The organism is Dehalogenimonas etheniformans (assembly GCF_014672715.2).
GTDB lineage: Bacteria > Chloroflexota > Dehalococcoidia > Dehalococcoidales > Dehalococcoidaceae > Dehalogenimonas > Dehalogenimonas etheniformans.
Genome location: NZ_CP058566.2, coordinates 1,607,119 through 1,627,897, shown reverse-complemented (window position 1 = coordinate 1,627,897; position 20,779 = coordinate 1,607,119). Strand labels below are relative to the sequence as shown.

Annotated in this window: 21 protein-coding genes; 8 read left to right on the top strand and 13 right to left on the bottom strand. The window is 53.3% G+C overall.

From position 1 onward, the window contains the following. Nucleotides 1-66 precede the first annotated feature (66 nt). The 3 genes from rsmH to HX448_RS08105 form a co-directional block, all read right to left on the bottom strand. The gene (rsmH, locus tag HX448_RS08115) at nucleotides 67-1,185 is read right to left on the bottom strand and encodes a 16S rRNA (cytosine(1402)-N(4))-methyltransferase RsmH (protein ID WP_102331771.1); all 1,119 of its coding nucleotides are present in this window, start codon (nucleotides 1,183-1,185) and stop codon (nucleotides 67-69) included. Beyond that, nucleotides 1,185-1,613: a division/cell wall cluster transcriptional repressor MraZ gene (gene mraZ, locus HX448_RS08110; RefSeq protein WP_102331770.1), complete on the bottom strand. Its 429-nt coding sequence runs from the start codon at nucleotides 1,611-1,613 to the stop codon at nucleotides 1,185-1,187. Before mraZ ends, rsmH begins: the two co-directional genes overlap by 1 nt. A gap of 208 nt (nucleotides 1,614-1,821) precedes the next feature. Beyond that, a complete protein-coding gene (locus HX448_RS08105; protein ID WP_102331828.1) occupies nucleotides 1,822-2,016 on the bottom strand; it encodes a superinfection immunity protein in 195 nt (64 codons plus the stop codon). Nucleotides 2,017-2,144: 128 nt separating this feature from the next. Here HX448_RS08105 and HX448_RS08100 point away from each other — a divergent pair, with 128 nt between their 5' ends. From HX448_RS08100 to HX448_RS08085, 4 genes are all read left to right on the top strand, one after another. Then, nucleotides 2,145-2,837, top strand: a complete 693-nt coding sequence (locus tag HX448_RS08100; protein WP_102331769.1) for a zinc ribbon domain-containing protein — start codon at nucleotides 2,145-2,147, stop codon at nucleotides 2,835-2,837. 4 nt (nucleotides 2,838-2,841) lie between these two features. Continuing rightward, on the top strand, nucleotides 2,842-3,240 hold the full coding sequence (locus HX448_RS08095) for a ribonuclease HI family protein (RefSeq protein WP_102331768.1): 399 nt from the start codon (nucleotides 2,842-2,844) through the stop codon (nucleotides 3,238-3,240). 104 nt (nucleotides 3,241-3,344) lie between these two features. Next, nucleotides 3,345-3,524, top strand: a complete 180-nt coding sequence (locus HX448_RS08090) for a hypothetical protein (protein WP_102331767.1) — start codon at nucleotides 3,345-3,347, stop codon at nucleotides 3,522-3,524. 141 nt (nucleotides 3,525-3,665) lie between these two features. After that, nucleotides 3,666-4,427, top strand: coding sequence for a MerR family transcriptional regulator (locus HX448_RS08085; protein ID WP_102331766.1), 762 nt, complete (start codon nucleotides 3,666-3,668; stop codon nucleotides 4,425-4,427). A 63-nt stretch (nucleotides 4,428-4,490) separates the two neighbouring features. Here the strand turns inward: HX448_RS08085 and HX448_RS08080 are convergent, their stop codons facing one another. From HX448_RS08080 to HX448_RS08055, 6 genes are all read right to left on the bottom strand, one after another. Continuing rightward, a complete protein-coding gene (locus HX448_RS08080) occupies nucleotides 4,491-4,667 on the bottom strand; it encodes a hypothetical protein (protein ID WP_162485891.1) in 177 nt (58 codons plus the stop codon). A 3-nt stretch (nucleotides 4,668-4,670) separates the two neighbouring features. Further along, on the bottom strand, nucleotides 4,671-6,008 hold the full coding sequence (locus HX448_RS08075; protein ID WP_102331765.1) for an NAD(P)/FAD-dependent oxidoreductase: 1,338 nt from the start codon (nucleotides 6,006-6,008) through the stop codon (nucleotides 4,671-4,673). Between the two features lie 253 nt (nucleotides 6,009-6,261). Then, the gene (locus HX448_RS08070; RefSeq protein ID WP_102331764.1) at nucleotides 6,262-6,540 is read right to left on the bottom strand and encodes a hypothetical protein; all 279 of its coding nucleotides are present in this window, start codon (nucleotides 6,538-6,540) and stop codon (nucleotides 6,262-6,264) included. A gap of 4 nt (nucleotides 6,541-6,544) precedes the next feature. Further along, a complete protein-coding gene (locus tag HX448_RS08065; RefSeq protein WP_102331763.1) occupies nucleotides 6,545-8,641 on the bottom strand; it encodes an APC family permease in 2,097 nt (698 codons plus the stop codon). Nucleotides 8,642-8,782: 141 nt separating this feature from the next. Further along, the gene (locus HX448_RS08060; protein ID WP_226846723.1) at nucleotides 8,783-9,550 is read right to left on the bottom strand and encodes an ABC transporter permease; all 768 of its coding nucleotides are present in this window, start codon (nucleotides 9,548-9,550) and stop codon (nucleotides 8,783-8,785) included. Next, nucleotides 9,547-10,461: an ABC transporter ATP-binding protein gene (locus HX448_RS08055; protein ID WP_102331762.1), complete on the bottom strand. Its 915-nt coding sequence runs from the start codon at nucleotides 10,459-10,461 to the stop codon at nucleotides 9,547-9,549. The genes HX448_RS08060 and HX448_RS08055 overlap by 4 nt, the downstream gene beginning before the upstream one ends. Nucleotides 10,462-10,572: 111 nt before the next feature. On the opposite strand from HX448_RS08055, the gene pheS reads away from it, so the two are divergent. Further along, on the top strand, nucleotides 10,573-11,613 hold the full coding sequence (gene pheS, locus HX448_RS08050) for a phenylalanine--tRNA ligase subunit alpha (RefSeq protein ID WP_102331761.1): 1,041 nt from the start codon (nucleotides 10,573-10,575) through the stop codon (nucleotides 11,611-11,613). Further along, nucleotides 11,614-14,073, top strand: a complete 2,460-nt coding sequence (gene pheT / locus HX448_RS08045) for a phenylalanine--tRNA ligase subunit beta (RefSeq protein ID WP_102331760.1) — start codon at nucleotides 11,614-11,616, stop codon at nucleotides 14,071-14,073. A 14-nt stretch (nucleotides 14,074-14,087) separates the two neighbouring features. Here pheT and HX448_RS08040 read toward each other — a convergent pair whose 3' ends face one another. From HX448_RS08040 to leuS, 3 genes are all read right to left on the bottom strand, one after another. Then, complete coding sequence (locus HX448_RS08040; RefSeq protein WP_102331759.1) at nucleotides 14,088-14,453, bottom strand: iron chaperone; 366 nt, start codon at nucleotides 14,451-14,453, stop codon at nucleotides 14,088-14,090. A 14-nt stretch (nucleotides 14,454-14,467) separates the two neighbouring features. Next, on the bottom strand, nucleotides 14,468-15,268 hold the full coding sequence (proC, locus tag HX448_RS08035; RefSeq protein ID WP_102331758.1) for a pyrroline-5-carboxylate reductase: 801 nt from the start codon (nucleotides 15,266-15,268) through the stop codon (nucleotides 14,468-14,470). Nucleotides 15,269-15,339: 71 nt separating this feature from the next. After that, complete coding sequence (gene leuS, locus HX448_RS08030) at nucleotides 15,340-17,784, bottom strand: leucine--tRNA ligase (RefSeq protein ID WP_102331757.1); 2,445 nt, start codon at nucleotides 17,782-17,784, stop codon at nucleotides 15,340-15,342. Between the two features lie 533 nt (nucleotides 17,785-18,317). On the opposite strand from leuS, the gene HX448_RS08025 reads away from it, so the two are divergent. Further along, the gene (locus HX448_RS08025; protein ID WP_162485890.1) at nucleotides 18,318-19,229 is read left to right on the top strand and encodes a DUF6612 family protein; all 912 of its coding nucleotides are present in this window, start codon (nucleotides 18,318-18,320) and stop codon (nucleotides 19,227-19,229) included. A 131-nt stretch (nucleotides 19,230-19,360) separates the two neighbouring features. After that, nucleotides 19,361-20,269, top strand: coding sequence for a non-homologous end-joining DNA ligase (gene ligD / locus HX448_RS08020; RefSeq protein ID WP_102331754.1), 909 nt, complete (start codon nucleotides 19,361-19,363; stop codon nucleotides 20,267-20,269). A 108-nt stretch (nucleotides 20,270-20,377) separates the two neighbouring features. On the opposite strand, the gene HX448_RS08015 is transcribed toward ligD, so the two are convergent. Next, nucleotides 20,378-20,779, bottom strand: a complete 402-nt coding sequence (locus HX448_RS08015; protein ID WP_102331753.1) for a secondary thiamine-phosphate synthase enzyme YjbQ — start codon at nucleotides 20,777-20,779, stop codon at nucleotides 20,378-20,380.

Genomic DNA, 20,779 nt, shown 5'->3' with positions numbered 1-20,779 from the left:
CCTCCTCCTTAATTTGTTTTTAAAGTTACCCGGTTTGTACTTTCATATTCAGGCTTTTCGCCTTTTTCACATCGCTGCCCTCCTTCTTACAGGGCCCGAAGGAGCGGTGCAGGCGAACTCAGCCAGTTCGCTCAGGTTGTTAGGGATGCCCGCCTCAAGGCCATACCTAGCCACTCTCGTGTTTCTCTCGCTTAGAAAAAAATGGTCCTCGAGCGTCCCCGCCTCCTCACGGCTGAGGATGCGCTCGGCAGCCCGCAGCTTGGCGCTGCGGCTTCTTGGATTAGCTTGTAATTCGTCTTCGGAAGGGGTGACGACTTTCTTATTCAAAATGCGCAGCCTGGCGGCGTGGCCGCAGCGGCACTCGGGCAGATCAGCCGGGCAGATGCAGTCGGTTGATTCCTGCTGCATGAACTGCTTGACGATGCGGTCCTCCAGCGAGTGGTAGCTGATAACCACCAATCTCCCGTCGAAACCCAGCAGCCTCGTCGCCTGTTCCAGGGTGCTTTCAAGTTTGGTGAGTTCCTCATTGACGGCGATGCGGAGCGCCTGGAAGGTGCGGGTGGCCGGGTGAATGTCGCCGCCGCGCCCGATAGTCCTGGCAATCAGGCTTGCGAGTTCGGTTGTTGTCTTGATTGGGCGTGTTTCGATGATACGCCGGGCGATCTTCCGACTGAAACGTTCTTCGCCGTAGCGCCAGAGAATATCGGCGATTTCTGATTCAGCGTAAGTATTGATAATTTCGGTGGCGGTCAGTTTCTGATCCGGTGAAAAGCGCATATCAAGCGGCGCATCGTATTGAAATGAAAAGCCCCGGCCGGACTCTGAGAGCTGCATCGACGCCAGGCCGAGGTCCAGGACAATACCATGAACGGGGTAGAAATCGTTGGCCCGGGCGACGGCTTCCATGGTATCGAAATTCTGGTTTACCAGGAGGTAGGAACCCTCAAAGCCCATCAGGTTCCGGCTTGCGGTCTTAAGGCTATTCGGATCGGCATCGAAGCCAAGGAGTTGACCGCCGGGGGCGGCAAGCTCCAGGATGGCGCGGGCATGACCGCCGGCGCCGACCGTTCCGTCGATGTAACGCCCGCCGGGGCCAACGGCTAGAGCCTGCAGCGTCTCGTCGAGCATGACCGGGATATGCGCTGAATTCGATTTTCGATTTTCGATTCTCGATTTTCGAAACATCAGCGTTTTTCCAACCCTTCCATGATTTGCCAGACCTGGTCCTGGTCGTCGGCCTTCTCTTTATCCCAGGCGAACTTGCTCCAGATTTCCAGGTGATCCGATACGCCGACCACCACCGCCTCGGTCTTGATACCGGCGTAAGTACGTAGCGGTTCGGGCAGTGAAATCCTCCCCTGGCCGTCGATCGATGCCGGAAAAGCCTGGCCGAACATGGTGCGTTTGAGTTTTCGCAGCTTTGAAGGACTGGTTGACGCGGCGGCGATTCCCGAGGAAAATACCTCCCATGCCTTGTTGGAATAGGCGTCAATGCAACCGTCGATGCCCGGCGCAAACACGATTCCTTCCTGCAGCGGTCCGCGAAAATGGGGCGGCACCGGCAGGCGGCCTTTTTCGTCTAATTTGTAATGGAACTCGCCGAAAAACAGCATCTATTGGGAGCCCCCGTATCTCCCACAATTTACCACGTTTACCCATTTTATGGGTGGGTTGGGGCAATGTCAATACTTTTAACAAAAATATTTTAGAACGCGCCAGAGCGAAAAATGTCAGGTGGGCTATGTTCTGAATATAATCACCCGGACGAAATAAAAAGGCGGGGTTTTACCCCGCCTTTTTTCCAATTTCAAGTAATTTTGTTTACTTCTTAACCGACCAAACCAGCGCTATGACCCACCCGATGAATGTCCAGCCAAGAAGAAGATTCAACAGGAAAATAGCAAAAGTGTTGCGGCGGCGTCCTGCCACAGCAATTATGGTTGGTAAAAAATACAGGACGACGCTGAATAGAAAAGCGATGAATCCAAAAAAGCCGCCGAAGAAGAATCCGAAGATGTTGTCAATCATCCCTGACCACTCTTAAAAATATCTATCATAGCCTACCTTAAAAAGGGAAAACTGGCAAGATTGTCCGATTTACTGAGCGGATTGAAGTCGATTACTCCAGCATTTACAATAGGGTTGTGAATATCCCCAGGCTGTTATTTCAACTTCAGGAAATCGATCTGGCACATGACGCCGCCAGAGAGAAATCCGGGCGAATTGAAAATGAACTGGCGGCCGATCCGCTGGCTGTCGAACGTAACGCAATTAACAAACAACAAACCGAACTCAGAGGCCTGCAACATGAACTTCGGGAAAATGATGCGCAGGTTGACGATTTTACAGACCGGATCAAAGGCTATGAGGAAAAGCTTTATAGCGGCCGGATTACCAGCCCGAAAGAACTCACCACCCTGCAGAAAGATATCGAACTGCTGCGGGGCCACCGGATTCCTTTTGAAGACAAATCGCTTGCGCTGATGGAAGCGGTTGAGGCTCTAGAACATTCGATTTCCGATGCCGAGACAGCTTTGCAAAGGCATAAGGAAACTCTGGACACTCATAAACGTGAACTCATCGGCCAGTTGGAGGTTGTCGCGGCTGAAACTTCCGAACTCGAGACTCGCCGAGCCGCGCTTTTACCCGAGATTCCATCGTATGTGCAAGTTCAATACCAGTCCCTTAGAAAACAGAAAGGCAGAGCTGTCTCCAAAGTTGAACAGGCAATCTGCCGGGCTTGTGGGATAGCCGTGACCGCGGCATGGTTGCACCGCGCTCGTACCGGGGAGATTGTACGTTGCACCAACTGCAATCGCATTTTGTATCTGGAGTGAATAGTTGACACAATTGATTGCCAACACCGACGGCGCCTGCCGGGGCAACCCCGGAGCTTCGGCCTTAGGTGTTATCATCCGGACTCCTTCGGGGCAGGTACTCAAGTCGATTTGCCGCGGACTTGGCAACATGACTAACAACCAGGCTGAGTATCACGCGGTGATAACGGCTCTCGAAGAAGCAACGAAATTAGGTGCGACGGATTTGCACCTTAAAGCTGATTCTGAACTGGTAGTCAAGCAACTCTCCGGCAAGTACCAGGTAAAGAACGCGGGCCTGGCGCTTTTGTATGCCAAGGTTAAAGCTCTCGAGTCCAGGTTCAAAAGCGTCAAATATTCCTACATTCCCCGCGAACGCAACCAGGAAGCTGATGCCCTGGCTAACCAGGCGTTCAAACATTAAGGCCTTCTTCAATCAAAGGAATACTCTTCCTCGTGCAACGATTTTTGGGATGCCAAAATTCGATGCTACAATGAAAATACAATCTGAAACGAGGAGGAAGAAATATGTTGACCCTTTCCTTCACCCCCGAGGAACGCGATCTGGTACTGGACATCTTAAATAATTATAAGTCTGATTTCCGTATGGAGATCACCGATACCAGCACTCCTGAATATCGCAAGCAGCTCAAACAGCAAGAAGTGACATTGAATGGTGTGATAGAGAAGCTGCAAAACGCCAAGTAGATAAGATAAGCGACCCATTAACTCGGCATCTTCTGATGCTGAGTTTTTTGTTTTTCCAACTCCTGCCCTTGACTATTACGTAACGTCATAGTTTATACTACTTTCTATCGATCGATAAATGGGTAAGAAAGGAAAAAAGTCTTGGCTATCGCTCGCAGCTACGCCACCGGTGAGCTGGCAAAAATCTCCGGCGTCAGTACGCGCACCCTTCAGTTCTACGATAAGATCGGGCTTCTGAAACCTGAATCGTATTCGGGGTCCGGTTACCGTCGTTACGATGACGCTGCCGCCCTCCGCCTGCAGCAGATATTGTTCTTCCGAGAGCTGGGTTTCGGGCTGTCCGAAATCAAGGCTATCATGGAGAAACCGGACTTCGACCTGCTGTCCGCCCTGGAATCGCATCGCGAGCTGCTCAAGGAGAAGGCGGATAGGCTGGGTGAGTTGCTGACGACGGTTAACAGGACGATCAGGAAATTGAAAGGAGAAAAAGAAATGGAAATCAAGGACTACTACAAGGGCTTTTCCGACAAAGAGGTCGAGGCAATCCGAAAAGAAGCCCGAGAAAAATACGGCGAAAAGACCATCGCCGATTCCGAAGCCCGCGTCACGGCTATGGGCAAGGAGAAGTGGGACGCCCTGCAGGCGGAGTTCGGCCAGACCTACCACAAGATCGTCGCCAATATGGAAAAGGGGCCGGAGAGCAAGGAAGTTCAGGAGCAGATCGCCCGCTGGCGGCAGCTCATGGAAAACTTCCACCACTATACCGATGAGATGATCCTCGGGCTGGGGAGAATGTATTCAGAAGACGAGCGCTTCGCCGCTTTCTACCTCAAATTCCATCCGGATATGCCCAGGTTCATGACCGCGGCCATCGAGCACTACGTTGAGGGGCGCAAAAAGTAACGGAAACCAGGTAAACTGGTCAAACGATGAGGCGCCGAGAGGCGCCTTCATCGTTATTGCGGATCATTGCCATTTGAGGCTCTGATCGCGTTTTTCTTTTATTAACTTCATCCGGCTTTTTGATAACTTCACCCAACCCAGCATCCCTAGCGCAGTCATCACCGCTTCCTTTTCTTCCGCGTCGAGAGAAGGCTTTTCCAGCATCTTCCTCAAGATTTCGATGGCTTTATCGTTTTCCATGATTTATCCCGGCTTTGCCAATATCGCCCGTGCCGCCACTACTCCACAAGCGCTGGCTTGAACCAAACCTCGGGAAATGCCTGCCCCGTCGCCAATGGCAAAGAGACCGGGCAGTTCGGTCTCGAATCCGGCCGAGAGTTTGGGCCGCGACGAGTAGAATTTCACTTCGACTCCATACAACAACGTGTGGTCTGAAGCGACGCCTGGGGAGAGTTTATCCATCGATTCCAGCATTTCGAGGAGTCCCGTGAGGTGGCGGTAGGGCAGGACGAAGGATAGATCGCCGGGGGTAGCGGATTCCAATGTCGGACGCACAAGGCCGCGGTCAATGCGTTCGGGTGTTGAACGTCGCCCTTTCTTGAGATCGCCTAAGCGCTGCACCAACACACCGCTACCCAGGATGTTTGCCAGTCTCGCAATATATTTACCGTAGGCGATGGGTTCTTTGAAAGGTTCAGTGAATTGAGTGGAGACCAGAAGAGCGAAGTTGGTATTTGGGCTATCGTGAGAGGCGAAGCTCTGACCGTTGACCGTGGTCACCGGATCCTCTCCTCCCGTGGTCTCTCGCACCACGGTGCCCTGCGGGCACATGCAAAAGGTGCGGATGCGGTCGTCGAAACTCTTTGATAGATATTCCAGTTTAGCCTCGTAAAGGACGGTGGTGAGGTTGTCCAGAAAAGCGTTGGGCAATTCGACGCGCACGCCTACGTCAACCGGATTGGTCGCCAACGAGAGCCCAAGAGCCCTAGCCTGTTTCATCAGCCAGTCGGCGCCCTCGCGCCCCGGTGCGGCAATGACGTTCTTTGCCTCGATAGTTACCCCATCAGCGATCTCGACACCGACTAGCTTGCCGTCTCTTTCTACAATACGAGTAACAGGTGTATTAACCCGGATTTCAACAAGGTTTTTGAGGTGGTCCCTGATTGCTCGCAGCACCGCGGGGCAACGTTCTGTTCCCAGGTGGCGGACTGGCAGCGGCACCAGGCGTAACCCGGCCAGGGAAGCCCGGCGTTCGATTTCTGCCACACCGGGACCGGTTCCGAAGAGATTGGCGGGCGCGCCGAAATCGCGCCAGACCTTATCGACATGCTCGATAAGTTTCTCCGCTGCCACTTCACCGACGTATTCCACCAGGTGACCGCCAGCCTTTGATGAAAGGGTGAGTTTGCCATCGGAGAAAGCGCCCGCTCCTCCCAAGCCGCTGACGATATTGGTACGTTCGTCAATATCGCGGCCCTTTTCCAGGAGCAGAATTTTGAGATTTTTGTTCCCCGATAGTTCAAGCGCGCTGAAAAGTCCGGCAGGCCCCCCGCCGATGATAATTACATCGTAGCTGCTCATAAGACGATTGTAGGCGTGGCAGAGAGCAGCGTCAAGATATGGAGAATAATTACTAAAAGTTTAACATTGTTGGAGCATCAATGTTTTCCCACTCATTCGCTGAGGACTGGTTCTGAGCTTGTCGCCCGATGAAGAGGAGTATCAGAGATGGATCGCCCGTTATGGTTCGACAAGCTCACCACGAACGGGCTTCCTTTGTCCAAATGAACCTGACGTTAGTGAATCGCACCGGAACAAAGCGACGATCAAAAAATCAGGCGGACTCAACGAAACTAGCAAATATCATGAAAGCGTCCGTTGCCGCTTTTCCTGGCGGGCTTCGCAACGGATTCAGTTGATATACCTGCCTCACCATTCCGACGATCTGTTTAAGCTTATCAATCGATTCGTCTTTTTCGATAGCCAGGAACATCAATGCGGCTTGAGCGAGGTGGAACTGGTACAAACTCTGATCTCCGGGAGTTTTCGATTCTATCGAACTCCTGGCTAACACCTCTATGTAGGCAGCGAGCGCTTTTTTGAATTTGTCCATAGAACTACTTAACCAATTGATAGGGAACAAGGACGACTGCCACATTGGGATGTTTTTCGAACACGCGGTAGAGGCGCCGGGCGGTGCGGTTGTGCAGGAATTGCTCCCACCACCGGGCAGTGATGAATTCCGGGAAAACAATCGTCACCAGGGTTTCCGGAGATTGACTGTGAATCGCGTTGATGTAAGTGATCATCGGCTGTACGAAGGAGGAGGTGGGCGACTCAACAATAACTAGCTTGAAATCCGGGGCGAATTTCTTCATTTTTTGCTTCAGACGCTCAGATCGTTCTGGATTTGTTGATACGTGAAGCACCAACGACTCAGTCGAGATCGTGCGGACGAAAGCCATGGCTCGGAGAGAGGCCCGATTGACATCGTCTATAGGCAGGATTGCCAGCTGCTCCAACTTTGCCGGAAGAACCTCCCGCTCTGTAATGCGAAGTTGCGCAGCAGTGCGGTCATAGTGGTCGCGAGTCGCAAGGAGGATTAAAACGATCACTGGAGCCATTACTATTACTATCCAGCCGCCCTCGGCAAACTTGGTGACAATGGCGATGAACAGGATCACTGCGGTCATCACTGCTGCCGTGCCGTTGATAACCATATTCATCCGCCAGCCCTTTGTCTTAACGCGGAACCAGTGTATGACCATTCCGGAATTTGACAGACTGAATGCGAGGAATACGCCGATGGCATACAAGTTGATCAGGCTGCCAATATTACCCTGGAATAAAACCACGAGTAATGACGCTGCGATTCCCAGAGCTAAAATTCCGGTAGAGAAAGCCAGTCGGTCACCTTTGAAAAGGAACTGCCTGGGCATGAAGCCGTCGGCAGCCAATACAGAAGCTAATCGAGGGAAGCCCGAGAAAGCAGTGTTCGCCGCAACTACCAGGATACCCATAGTAGCGATCTGAAATACATAATAGACGATGTTAGGGCCAAAAACAGCTAAAGCTGTCTGGGAGATTATGGTTTCGGTCCCGGGGACCAGGTGCATGTGATTAGCCAAAAAGCTTATACCGAGGAAGAAAGCAGCGAGACATATGGCCATTAAGGTCATGGTTCGGGCCGCTTTGCGTGATTCCGGCGGTTTAAAGGACGGCACCCCGTTGGAAATGGCTTCGGTACCTGTCATAGCGACGGCACCGGAGGAAAAAGCATGAAGAATCAGCCACAGCGTCACCGGGGCTAGAACGGGAATTATTGGTGGAGGTGAGGCTGGCTCTAACGTGCCATTGATCGATTTGAAGATGCCGATAGTAAGGACGGCTATCATCCCGATTATGAAGAGATACGTAGGGATTGAAAATACGGTGCCGGATTCCCGAACTCCGCGCAGGTTAATTAGAGTCATCAAGCCGATAAAAACGAGACAGAGAACCACGGCGGGTTCGGCAACCCCCGGAAGTTTATCGTTCAGTATCTGGATCCAGTGCCCATGGCCTGAGACGATCAGCGCCGACGTGATCGCTTGAACTCCGGCGACGATCGAAACCGCGACTGTGAGAACGTAATCGATAACGAGCGCTGCGGCCGCGATCAAACTGGGCATTTTACCTAAATTGGTTTTCGAGACGTTGTATGCGCCTCCACCCTGGGGGTATGCGTAGACTATTTGACGATACGAAAACACTACAATCGCGAAAACAACCGCCACTGCTATCGAGGTGTAAAGTGAGATATGCAGAGCGGCACTGCCGGCGGTCATGAGGATGAGCAGCGCGGCTTCGGTTGCGTATGCAGAGGACGAGATGGCATCGGAGCCGAATACCGCCAGGGCTTTGCCAACGCCCAGCCGTTCTTGAGACTCCTCGACGTTTGCCAGCGGCAGGCCGATGAAGATGCGCTTTATCGCAAGAAATATCCGGTCAAGCCTGCCTTCAGGTATGTTTGCTTCTGGAGTTGCCAGGAAATGTCCGGGTCCGACTTTCTGGAACCCCTTCGGCCTTTTTACTCTAACTACGACATCGCCCGGACGCGAGCCTCTCCGGTGTTCCCTGGATATTAGCTCGGGGTTCAGCTTGGCGCCGTCGGGCTTTTTGTCAACGGCGGGTGGTCTTGAGTCGGGGTTGTGTGTGGCTTCGCTATCGGGCATATAAATACTGTCTTGCCATGTCGTTCAGGCAGACAGACGCCTATTTTCTGGGAAAGGGTGAAACACTGGCATTCATTCTATTATGAAAGTCGACATAAAGCAATTGAATTGAACAATCCGAACGAGAATAGCCTTCCGGGATTATTCCAATACTCGGCGTCTCATAACCGCTGCGGCGGCAAGAAAGAAGACCGCTGTGGCGGCGATGATAACGATGAGAGAAAAGATCGCCGATGAGGAAAACTCACCGGTGACCAGCGATCTCATCAGTCTGACCGAATGAGTCAAAGGTAAAAATGGCGATACGCGGCTGACCGCTGACGGAAGGTTGTCCAACGGGAAGAAGGCGCCGGAAAAGAAGGTCATCGGCGCGATGAACAATGTGAAGTAGTAGTTGAAGCTATAGACCGAAGAAGCCACGGAAACGAAGATTATGGCAAGGCAGGAAAAGAGGAATCCCACTAGACCGGCGGCGACTGGAATCAACAGAGCCCACCATGAATTCAATAAACCAAAAAACAGGGAGACGACCACGATGATCGTGGCGGTGATAACCGAGCGTGTTGCACCCCACAAGATCTCGCCGGTTACGATATCTTCGATGTTAAGAGGCGTCGCCAGAATGGCGTCGTAAGTACGCCTATACTCCATTCGGAAATAGGCGCCATAAGTTGCTTCGAAGGTTGCGGTGGTCATGGCATAGCTGGCCAGAATACCCGGGACGATGTAATTGATGTACTCCTCACCTTGAATGACGCCGATATAGGCTCCGAACCCCAGGCCGATTGCCAAAAGCAGTAGAATTGGTTCGATCATGAATGCCGGTGCCAGCGACCACCAGAGCCTCACGAAAACATCCCGGTTGCGCTGCCACATGTGGATAGCCCGGAGCGAGGGTAGCTGGATCATTCCACCAGTCCCCGGCCGGTCAACTTGATAAATACGTCTTCAAGGGTTCCGAGCCGCTGCCACACGTTGAAACCGAGTTTCCCCAGATCGGCACACAACGTGTCTGTCTCGGAATGAAAAACCTGGAATATGCTTTCCACCTCTTCAAATTCATAGCCTCGCTTGTTGAGTTCGGCGAGGAGCTCTCCGCGGCACTGTTCTTCAGGCAGGATTTCGACAACACGGTTGCCGACGTGTTTTTCAACTAAACCTTTTGGCGTATCCAGAGCGAGAATTTTGCCTTGGTGCATGATAGCCACACGGTCTGAAAGCACCGCCGCCTCATCCATGTTCTGAGTGGTCAGCAGCAGGGTCACTCCCCGGCTCTTCAATTCCTTCAATTTTTGCCAAACCAGGTATTTGGACTGGGGATCCAGACCTACCGTAGGCTCGTCGAGGATGATAATTAGTGGGTTATTGATAAGGGCGCGGGCGAGCAGAAGACGCCGTTTCATGCCACCCGAAAGGTTTTTTATCTTCCCCTGGGCTTTGTGCTCAAGCTTGAACAAGGAGAGCGCTTCATTAGCTCGATTCTTGGCTGCTTCCCCTGGGATCTCAAAATACCTTGCGAAAGTAGTCAGGTTCTCGATGACCGAAAGTTCGGGATCCAGGTTGTCGCCTTGAGGCACCACACCATAAAAGGCCTTAATTTGCCGCGGTTCCTTTTGCAGGTCCATGCCCATTACGTGGATGGTTCCGTTGGTTAAGGGAGACGTGGTGGTCAGCATTTTTACCAGGGTAGTTTTGCCGGCGCCGTTGGGGCCCAGGAGTCCGAAGCATTCACCTTCGAAAATATCGAGGGAAAGATTATCGACGGCAGTGACATCCTTGTAGTGTTTGGTGAGATTACGGATTTCGAACGCGGCGGGCATGGCTAATGATAACATCGGGGATGGGCGGGGTAAAATAGGCAATGAAGTTTACAGATGATTTGACCCAATGGTGGGTGACTGGCTATAATCGGTGTCTTGTAAGTTACTGAAATGACAGAAAACACTTCACTCGAAAATCTTAAACAAAAAGCCCTGGCTGAACTGTCGTCCGCGAACACCGAAGATGCGCTTGAGTCTTGGCGGGTTGCATATCTCGGGAAAAAAAGCGATCTGAACATCATCCTTCGCGGGCTGGCTAATCTGCCCGTTGAAGAACGGAAAGCTGTCGGTGCGGACGCCAATGTCGTCCGTGAAGAGCTTGAAACCGCGCTCAAGGCCAGGGAAGATGCGATTAACGAAGAGTCGTTAAAGGTTGTCTCTGGAATTGACATCAGCCTGCCGGGTCGCCCGTGGCTATCCGGCAAACTGCATCCGGTGACCCGCATTGTCAACGAAATTACCGACATCTTTTCCAGCCTTGGTTTTTCGGTGATCGAGGGCCCCGAAGTCGAACTCGACCGCTATAATTTCGACGCCCTGAACATCCCCAAGGAACACCCGGCCAGGGATACAATGCAAACTTTTTGGGTCGATGAAGCCGATGCCCAAGGTGACCGGCACGTTCTTCTCCGGACTCACACCTCGCCGATGCAGGTCCGTTTCATGGAGAAGTACAAAGAACCGCCGATCCGCATCGTGGTTCCCGGGCGCGTTTTCCGCTATGAGGCCACGGATGCCTCTCACATGCCCATGTTCCACCAGGTTGAAGGCCTCATGGTTGACAGGAATGTATCGCTGGCGGACCTTAAAGGTACCCTCTTTGAGTTCGCGCGGCGCTTCTTCGGCCCGGACCGCCGCGTCCGTTTCCGCTGCGATTTCTTCCCCTTCGTCGAACCGGGAGTGGAGATGGCAGTCGAATGCGCCGTTTGTAAGGGCGCTGGTTGCCGTCTGTGCGGCGACACCGGCTGGCTGGAAATCCTGGGCGCCGGCATGGTCCACCCCAAGGTACTCGAAGGAGTCGGCATTGATCCCCAGACCTATACCGGATTTGCTTTCGGTATCGGCGTCGAACGGCTGCCGATGCTGCGTTACGGAATCGATGATATCAGGTTGTTCTATTCAAATGATTTGCGTTTCCTGAGGCAATTCTAGATGAAAGCCCCGATTTCCTGGCTTAAAGATTACGTTGATATCAACATTCCGGTTGAAGAGGTCGCTGAAAAGCTGACACTTGCCGGCAATGAAGTGTCCGCGATTTCTTATACCGTTCCCGCCTGGGAAGGTGTCGTCGTTGCTGAGGTTCTGGCTGTGGAACCCCACCCCAATGCCGACAGACTCAGGCTAGTCACCGTCAATACCGGTGCCGAGCAACCTAAAGTTGTTTGCGGCGCGCCGAATGTCGCTGTCGGCCAGAAAGTTGCCTTTGCCGGTATCGGCACCAAGCTCACTGACGGTCATACCGGTCAGCCGATGGAACTCAAAGCCGCCGTCATCCGTGGCGTGGAATCCAGGGGGATGGTCCTTTCCGAGCGTGAGTTAGGTATTTCCGACCGCCACGAGGGCATCCTTGAACTTCCGCCCGAATCGATCGTCGGTACCAAATTGGCTGAAGTTCTTGGCGACAAGGTGCTCGAACTGGATATCACCCCCAACCGGGTCGACTGCATGTCCATAACCGGCATCGCCCGCGAGATTTTTGCTGTCACCGTGTCTAAAGACATTCCCCAGATGGAGATCAAATCCATCAGACTGCCGGATACCGCCTATGAGGAAAAAGGTCCGGACGTCAACTCGCTGCTGTCGGTTGCCATCGACGCGCCGGATCTTTGCGCCCGTTACACGGCGGCAATTGTCAAAGGCGTGAAAATTGCGGAATCGCCTGACTGGCTTAAGAAGCGCCTGACGGCGGTGGGCATGCGCCCCATCAACAACATCGTGGACATCACCAATTATGTGATGATGGAATATGGCCAGCCGATGCACGCCTTCGACATGTCGAAGGTTGCCGGAGGCAAAATCAACGTCCGGCGCGCCGCCGAGGGCGAAAAGTTCGTCACATTGGACGGCGAAGAGCGGATACTTTCGAGCGACACTCTGATGATCGCCGACGCCGGGAAAGCAATAGCCATCGCGGGAGTCATGGGCGGCGCTAATTCGGAAGTATCGGCTGAGACCACGGACATCATCCTCGAATCCGCCAGCTTCAATTCCACGGGCATCCACCATACTTCTCATCGTTTGAAACTGGGTTCTGAAGCCTCAATGCGCTTCGAGAGGAACCTGAACCCGGAAATGGCGATCCACGCTCTGAAAAGGGCTGTACAGCTTGTTCTGCAGATCTGTGGCGGCCAGGCAGCCACCGGACTGATCGATGTCTTTCCGAGCAAGAAAGCCAGGATCGGCATCCAGGTTCCGGCATCCCGATTCAATTTGGTGCTCGGTACTGACCTCGGATACGACAAGATACTCAGGGCTTTCAGGGCTTTAGCGATCGATTTCTATTGGGAAACCGTCGATGAAGCTGAATATGGCGCCGGCGGCGAAACTCAATTCCTCCGAGTTTATTGCCCCTGGTGGCGGACCGATCTGAACATCGTCGAAGATATGATCGAAGAGGTCGCCAGGATCTATGGCTATGATAATTTGCCCACCCGTCCCCTTTCCGGAGATATTCCCAGACGAGTCGGCCCGCCGATTTTAGCCTTCAAGAAATTATGGCGCATCGCTCTTGCCGGTTTTGGCTTCCAGGAAATGATGTCGCTTTCATTGTCCAGTTTCGACGCTTTACAGCGCGCTACGGCGGACGGAAAACTTATCGCTGAGCCGGTAAAATTGTTGAACCCGATGTCATCCGAACAGGAATGCCTTCGCACTAATCTGAGAGCCCCGTTGCTGGACGCTGTGTCCTCCAATCGTCGCTTCGAAGAAGGCGGACTCAGATTCTTCGAGATCGGCCGGGCTTATCATTCAAAGCCGGGGGCGTTGCCGGCTGAACCTGAAATGGTCTGCGGCATCATTGCGGGCGAAGCAGAACCGATGGGATGGCAGCAATGCAAGCGCCCGTTTGATTTCTATGACGCGAAAGGTCTGTTGGAGACAATTCTCGGGCGAATGAATTTGCCTTATACACTCGAACCGGGGACTGACTCCGGTTTGCGCCCCGGTCACCAGGCCCAACTCTCTGTAGCCGGCGTCAATTTCGGGGTGCTTGGTGAAGTCCATCCCAAGGTACTTAAGAATTTCGATATCGAAGATAGGGCTTTCCTCTTTGAAATCAACCTGACGGCTTTATTACCCAAAGTAAGGCCCGGCCGTACCTACCAGACGCTGCCCAAATATCCAGCAGTGATGCGTGATATCGCCCTGGTTTTGGACGAGTCCGTAACCCACAAACAGGTGTCAGATATCCTTTCCGCTTTCACCTTGCTTAAGGAAGTCCGGTTGTTCGACGTCTATTCAGGCAAACAGGTTCCGGACGGCAAGAAATCGCTGGCTTACCGGCTGGTTTTCCAGTCGCCGGCTGCAACGCTTACGGACGCAGAAGTGGATAAGGTCATGGCCGAGATCGTATCAACGTTGATGACCCAGCTCGGCGCCACGTTACGAGCATAGCTACCCCGCGCCTGTTAATACTTCGAACCGTGCCTGGCGGGATCCTTCACCCTGAACCCGGTTATTTCTCGGATTAAATCATAGGGGATCGGCTTATCCAGCGGGAATTGGATCGTCCCCTTCGACACCTTGAATTCTTTCAATTTTGCCTTGAAAGCGTCAACGCCGGAACTGGTCGGGAAAAGACTGATATGGTCCTTGAAAGCCGCAAACCATAAGAGTAAATGGTTATCTAATTTGAATCCCGGCATGCCATAACTGATAACCTCTGTAGATTCGGGAGCTGCCCCTTTGATGACCCGGCGGATTTCTTCAAGAATGCCCTGGATATCTGCGGGAAAACTTTTAATATATTCGTCGGTCGATTTTGGTTTTTCCATCGTGCCCTCCGAAACTAGACGCCCAGCTCTTTAGCCCGCCGTAAAGCTGCCTCGACAGCCTTATTCACCAGACCCTTGAAATCGCCGGATTCAAATACCTTGATCGCCTCTGCAGTGGTGCCACCGGGCGAGGTGACCATCCGTCGTAATTCCATCAGGTCTCGACCGGAAAGGCAGGCATACTCTGCGGAGCCCGAAGCGGTCTGGAGCACCAGTTGCCGCGCGACCTCGGGACTGAAGCCCATTTTCACGCCGGCATCGACGAGGGCTTCCATAAACAGGAAAAAATAGGCTGGACCGCTGCCTGAAAGAGCCGTGGCCTTGTCAAGGTCGTTCTCATCCGGTGTGAACAGCTCTTGCCCCATGGCGGTGAGGATCTTTTGGGTGGATTCTTTTTGCTTCGGACTGACCACCTCGGTGGCAGTCCAAACGCTCATGCCTCTACCTATCTGTGCCGGGGTATTGGGCATTACACGGACAACCGCCCGATGCTTGAACCCGTCGACCAGAGTCGAGATTTTCTTTCCGGCGATAATAGATAAGACTAACTGGCAGCTATCGAGCTTTCCGGCAAGGTCGGCAGTGACATCTGCCAGGTTCTGCGGTTTGATAGCCAGTATAATCACTTCGGCATCTTTGACCGCGGCCAGGTTTGACGGCGTCGCAAAAACGCCGAGGTCCAGGACGATAGCCTCGCGGCTTTCCTCTTTAACGTCGGCGACGGTGATGTCTTCGGGCTCAGCCAGCCCCTTATCGATGATGGCAGAGATCATGGCGCGGCCCATGTTGCCGCCGCCGATAAACGCTATTTTCATGATGCCCTCTCCTTTAAGTCCTTTCCCACCCGGGGGAAAGGACAGACCAGGCGGGCGACCGGCAGGTCGCCCTATACGACGACGACGTTGACCAATTTGCCGGGAACGTAGACCACGCTTTTGACCGTCTTCCCGGCACTGAACTCTTTGACCCTGTCGTTGGACATGGACAGGTCGGTAGCCTGGCACTCGGTAATATCAGCAGGTGCTTGGATCCGGGCGCGTACTTTGCCGTTTACCTGCACCACTAGTGTGATTTCCGGTTCCTTGGCCAATTCGTCATCCCACGACGGGAATGACTGATTATGAATGCTATATGGTTTACCCAGGCGCTGCCATATTTCTTCGGTTAGGTGAGGCGCAGTCGGAGCCAGCATCAGCGTCAAGCTTTCGATAGCCTTGTTCCAGGTTTCGATCGACACTTTCCCGGTATCTTTTGCCGTCGCCAGGTAGTTGGTGTAGTCCATCAGAGCCGCCAGCATGGTGTTGAACTGGAGCTTGTCGATATCCTGATTCACTTTGCGAACGACCTGGTTAGTTTTGCGGGTAAGAGCCGCGTCCGCATCGGAACCGAAATCTGTTGGTGTGTACTCCTCCAATGCCAGTTTCCAGACGCGGTTGAACCAGCGGGACATGCCGCCGATGCCGGAATCGTTCCAATCACCGCCTAGTTCCCACGGTCCGACGAACATGAGGTAGGCGCGAACAGTGTCGGCGCCGAGTTCGCCAACGTACTTGTCCGGATTTACGACGTTGCCCTTGCTCTTGGACATCTTCTGATGCTGGCTGGTGATGACGCCCTGGTTGAAAAGCCTCTTGAACGGCTCGCCGAAGGGCAGGCGTCCCATGTCGCGCAATGCCATAGTGAAGAACCTCGAATAGAAGAGGTGCATCACGGCATGGTCGGCGCCGCCGGTGTAGATATCCACCGGCATCCACTTTTTTGTTTTCTCCGGGTCGAAGGCTTCTTTAGCGTCGTGCGGCGAGCAATAACGCAGGAAATACCAACTGGAACACATGAAAGTGTCCATTGTGTCGGTTTCGCGTTTGGCAGGACCGCCGCATTTAGGGCAAGTCGTATTAACGAAACTCTCGACGTACTTGAGCGGCGACTCACCCGTGGGCCTGAACTCCGCTTCTTCCGGCAATAGCACAGGCAGGTCTTTTTCGGGTACCGGCACGATGCCGCATTTATCGCAGTGAATCATCGGAATGGGCGCGCCCCAATAGCGCTGTCGCGAGATCAGCCAGTCCCTGAGTTTATAACTGACCGCTTTTTTACCGAAGCCCTGGGATTCCATCCAATCGATGATGCCGTCGAAAGCTTCGGCGCTTGGTTTGCCGTTGAATTGAGCGGAATTGATCATTCTTCCTTCGCCGACGTAGGCTTCGGGGATGGGGCCGCCCTCATAACCGGGAGGGGCGATAACCACGCGGACGGGCAGCTTATACTTTTTAGCGAAGGCGAAGTCGCGTTCGTCGTGGGCGGGCACCGCCATGACAGCTCCGGTGCCGTAGCTCCAGATAACATAGTCGGCGATCCATACCGGCACTGGCTCGCCGTTGAGCTGATTGATTACATATGCGCCGGTGAAAACGCCGTCTTTCTCGTGTTCTGTCGACAGGCGATCGATCTCTGTCAGGCGGCGGGCCTTATCAACATAGGCTTCAACCGCGGCTTTCTGCGCCGGCGTCGTGATTTTTTCGACCAACGGATGCTCCGGCGCCAGTACCATGAAAGTCACTCCGTAAACGGTATCGGGCCGGGTGGTGAAGACTTTGATCTTCTTCTCGGCGACACCGGGAACGTCCAGGTTGAACTCGATCTCGGCGCCGGTGGACTTGCCTACCCAGTTGCGCTGCATGATCTTGATGCGCTCCGGCCAGTCCAATCCTTCATGGTCTTTGAGTTCGTCGGCGTACTTAGTGATCTTGAAGAACCATTGCACCAGGTCCTTGCGGACCACCTGAGTCTCGCAGCGCCAACATTCACCACCGCCGATAACCTGCTCATTGGCCAGGACCGCCTGACATGATGGACACCAGTTGACCGGGGCTTTGGCCCGGTAGGCCAGACCGGCCTCATACAGTTTCAGGAAGAACCACTCGGTCCATTTGTAATAATCGGGTCGGGACGTCACAACCTCGCGATCCCAGTCATAGCAGCAGCCCATGGATTTGAGTTGCTTACGCATGTTCTCGATGTTCTTCTCCGTCCAGATGCGGGGATGGATGCCGCGCTTAATGGCGGCGTTCTCCGCCGGGAAACCGAAGGCGTCGAAGCCCATGGGGTGCAGGACATCGAAGCCCATCATCCGCTTGTAGCGGGCGTAAACGTCGGAGGGGGCCATCGCGTACCAGTGGCCGATATGCAGGTCGCCGGAGGTGTAGGGGAACATGGTGAGCGCGTACCACTTCGGCTTGGGCGAATCATCAGGTACGTGGTAAAGGTTATCGGCGGCCCATTTGGCCTGCCATTTCTTTTCTATTTCCTGGGGCTCGTATCTGTCGATCATCAAATGTGACTCCGTTTGGCGGTATCCTGTAATCTTAACGCCTGCCTGCGGGCGGTTCAAGTTCAGACCACCGGTTAGTTATCAATTTTCACAGTTTACAGTTGTCAGTTGCATCGGGACGGCAGGCTGTGCCTTACGGATAGCGGACAACAGGGCGTTGCTGTTGCAATTGTTCTTTTGAATTTTCACTATTGACACGTTTTTCGGGAAACGACTTGGATTTTACGTTCATTTTTGCTGGAAACGACTAACCGGCCGAAAAAACAATTGCCTGTTTGCATCGCAACCGCAGCAAGCATCGGAAGAACGGGAACGAACCTATCAAGTACATAGGTTCTAATATCTTCACAGCGGGTATTATAGCACGGGTGTTTCTTTGGGTGTCAAGCGTTTCGTGTCGTTTTTGAGGATATATTTTTTGCGCCGAGAGCGATAAGTTTCAAACCGGTTTGGGTATAGTACTATCGGATTATTCCCAAGCCTTGCTTCAGGGTGTATCATTGTTATCCGGACTTAAATTATGGAGATCAGAGATGATTAGATCTAAAATCCTTTCTATTTTGGCTGGCCTGGCGTTAATCGCCATCATTGCCTCGTCCTGCGGCGGCAATGACACGGCTTCGCCGCCACCCACCTCCAATAACCCGGTGACGACCACAACCTCGTCGACGACCAATCCGCCGACGACAACCCCGCCTCCGACCACTCCGGCGCCCGATGTCCTGTTGAAGCTGATCAACACCGCTTCAGCCGGAATGAATACGTTCGAAGGCTCACTTTCGACAAACATGTCGATGAACCTTTTTGGCATGGATATGAAGATCGACATGACAGGAACGATGGCGGTAGATAAACCGGGCAAAAAACTGTTCACCGTGATCACCGGTTCCTCCTCGGGATTCGGCGAAACAGTCGCGATGAACGAGCAGATGTATCTGATAAACGATACGATGTACATAAAAGGCGAAGTCCAGGACTCCGGGATGGATCCCAATACCTGGTACAAACAGGTTTTACCTGCAACCGACCTGTCAGCGATGTGGACGTCCCAGGATATCGGAAGTCAGATCCAGATCCTCCTGGACTCGGCAGCCCTGCAGATCGTCGGTACCGAGAGCATCGGGGGAGTCCAGTGCTACAAATTAAAAATCAATCCGAACATGGACAAATTCATGTCCTACCTCGGCGCCTCCGGGAGCGACCTAGCCGATATGGGGATCGCCAATGCCGCCCAGGCGTTCAAGCAGCTGGACGTGACCATCTGGGTCAGCACCGCCAGCTACCTGCCTGCGAAGATGGACATGGCTTTAGGGCTTAACGTAGACAGCCAGGGGCAGACGATGACCATCACTATGGTCTTATCCCAAACCTTCAACAAAGTGAACCAGCCGGTAAACATCACTCTGCCGACTGCGGCCCAGAACGCGGTAACTCTACCAGCCTGAATAGTGTCGCCACCTCGGATAAGTTGGGGCGGGTCTGAAACCCGCCCCTTCTTTTTACATAACGATGAAAATCATGCACATCGTAATGCGACGAGCTTGGCGCTTGACGCTCAAGTTGTTATATTTAGATTATGCCTCAGAAAATCAAGACCAGCCTCGACGGGCATGAAATCGAACTGACCAACCTTGAGAAGGTTTTCTTTCCGGACGGCACGACCAAAAGCGATCTTATCCGGTACTATCTGAAAATCGCCCCGGTAATGTTGCCGCACCTGGAGGGGAGGCCGCTGTCATTCCAGCGGTTTCCTGATGGTGTTGAAGCCGAGGGTTTCTTCCAGAAACAAGCCCCGTCGAGCTATCCGTCCTGGATTACCCGGATTTCGCAAGGACAAAGAGAGATCGTCGACTATGCGTCGGCGGATTCCGCGGCGGACCTGGTTTATTTCGCACAGCAGGCTGTCATCGTCCTGCACACCGCCCTGGCCAGAGGGGACAAGGCGGATTACCCGGACCTGATGATTTTCGATCTTGACCCACAGACCGATTCGTTCGAGCCGGTTCGACAGACAGCCTTTGGGTTCAAGGAATTTCTCGATGACCTCGGCCTGAAAAGTTATCTCAAAGTAACCGGCGGCCGCGGCCTGCACGTAACTGTACCGCTCGATCGTAGCGACAATTTCGAGACAGTCCATAATTTTGCATTGAGGGTTGCCAGGTTTTACCAGAGCCGGCATCCGGATGACACCACCACAGAAATGTCCAAGGCAAAGCGAGGCAACCGGGTGTTCATCGATGTGAACCGCAACCACTTCAGCCAGACTGCCGTAGCCCCTTATTCGGTGCGCGCCAGAAAAACGCCGTCAGTCGCCGCCCCGATCACCTGGGAGGAGCTTGAGAAACCCGGACTCAAACCAGATGGTTATACCATTGGTAATGTTTTCGAATTGTTGAAACGCAGGCCCGACCCCTGGAAGGGCATCTATAAAAAGGGACAATCGGTGAAAGAGGCAACGGGGAAGCTGAAAAAGCTGGAGTCCTAAAATAACCGGTAGAGCTTCCGTTCATGGTTCCCTTCGTTAAACTCAGGGCAGACTAGGCTCACCACGAACGGATCGCTGTTAGAAGGTTATCAAATCCCGACTCAAAGCCTAGACGTCGGGGAGGATCTTAACCAGGACTTCCCGCTGGCGCGGCCCGTCGAACTCCGCCAGGTAGATTGCCTGCCAGGTGCCAAGGACTAACCGGCCGCCCTCGATGAACGCAGTCAATGAATGCCCGGTGAGACTGGCTGCAACATGGGCGGGGGAATTACCCTCAGAATGTTCGAAATCGGCTCTCTGCGGGTTCAGGCGCTGGATCTCGCGTTTCAGGTCACGCAACACCGCCGGGTCCGCATTTTCGTTCACGGTAATTCCGGCGGTGGTGTGGGGAACGAAAATGATACATGTCCCTTTTTCGACTTGGTGGTTGTCGACGGCGTTCTGAATCTTGCTAGTGATATCCAGGAATTCAATTTTAGCCGAGGTGCGGAATGAAAACCTGTCCAACAC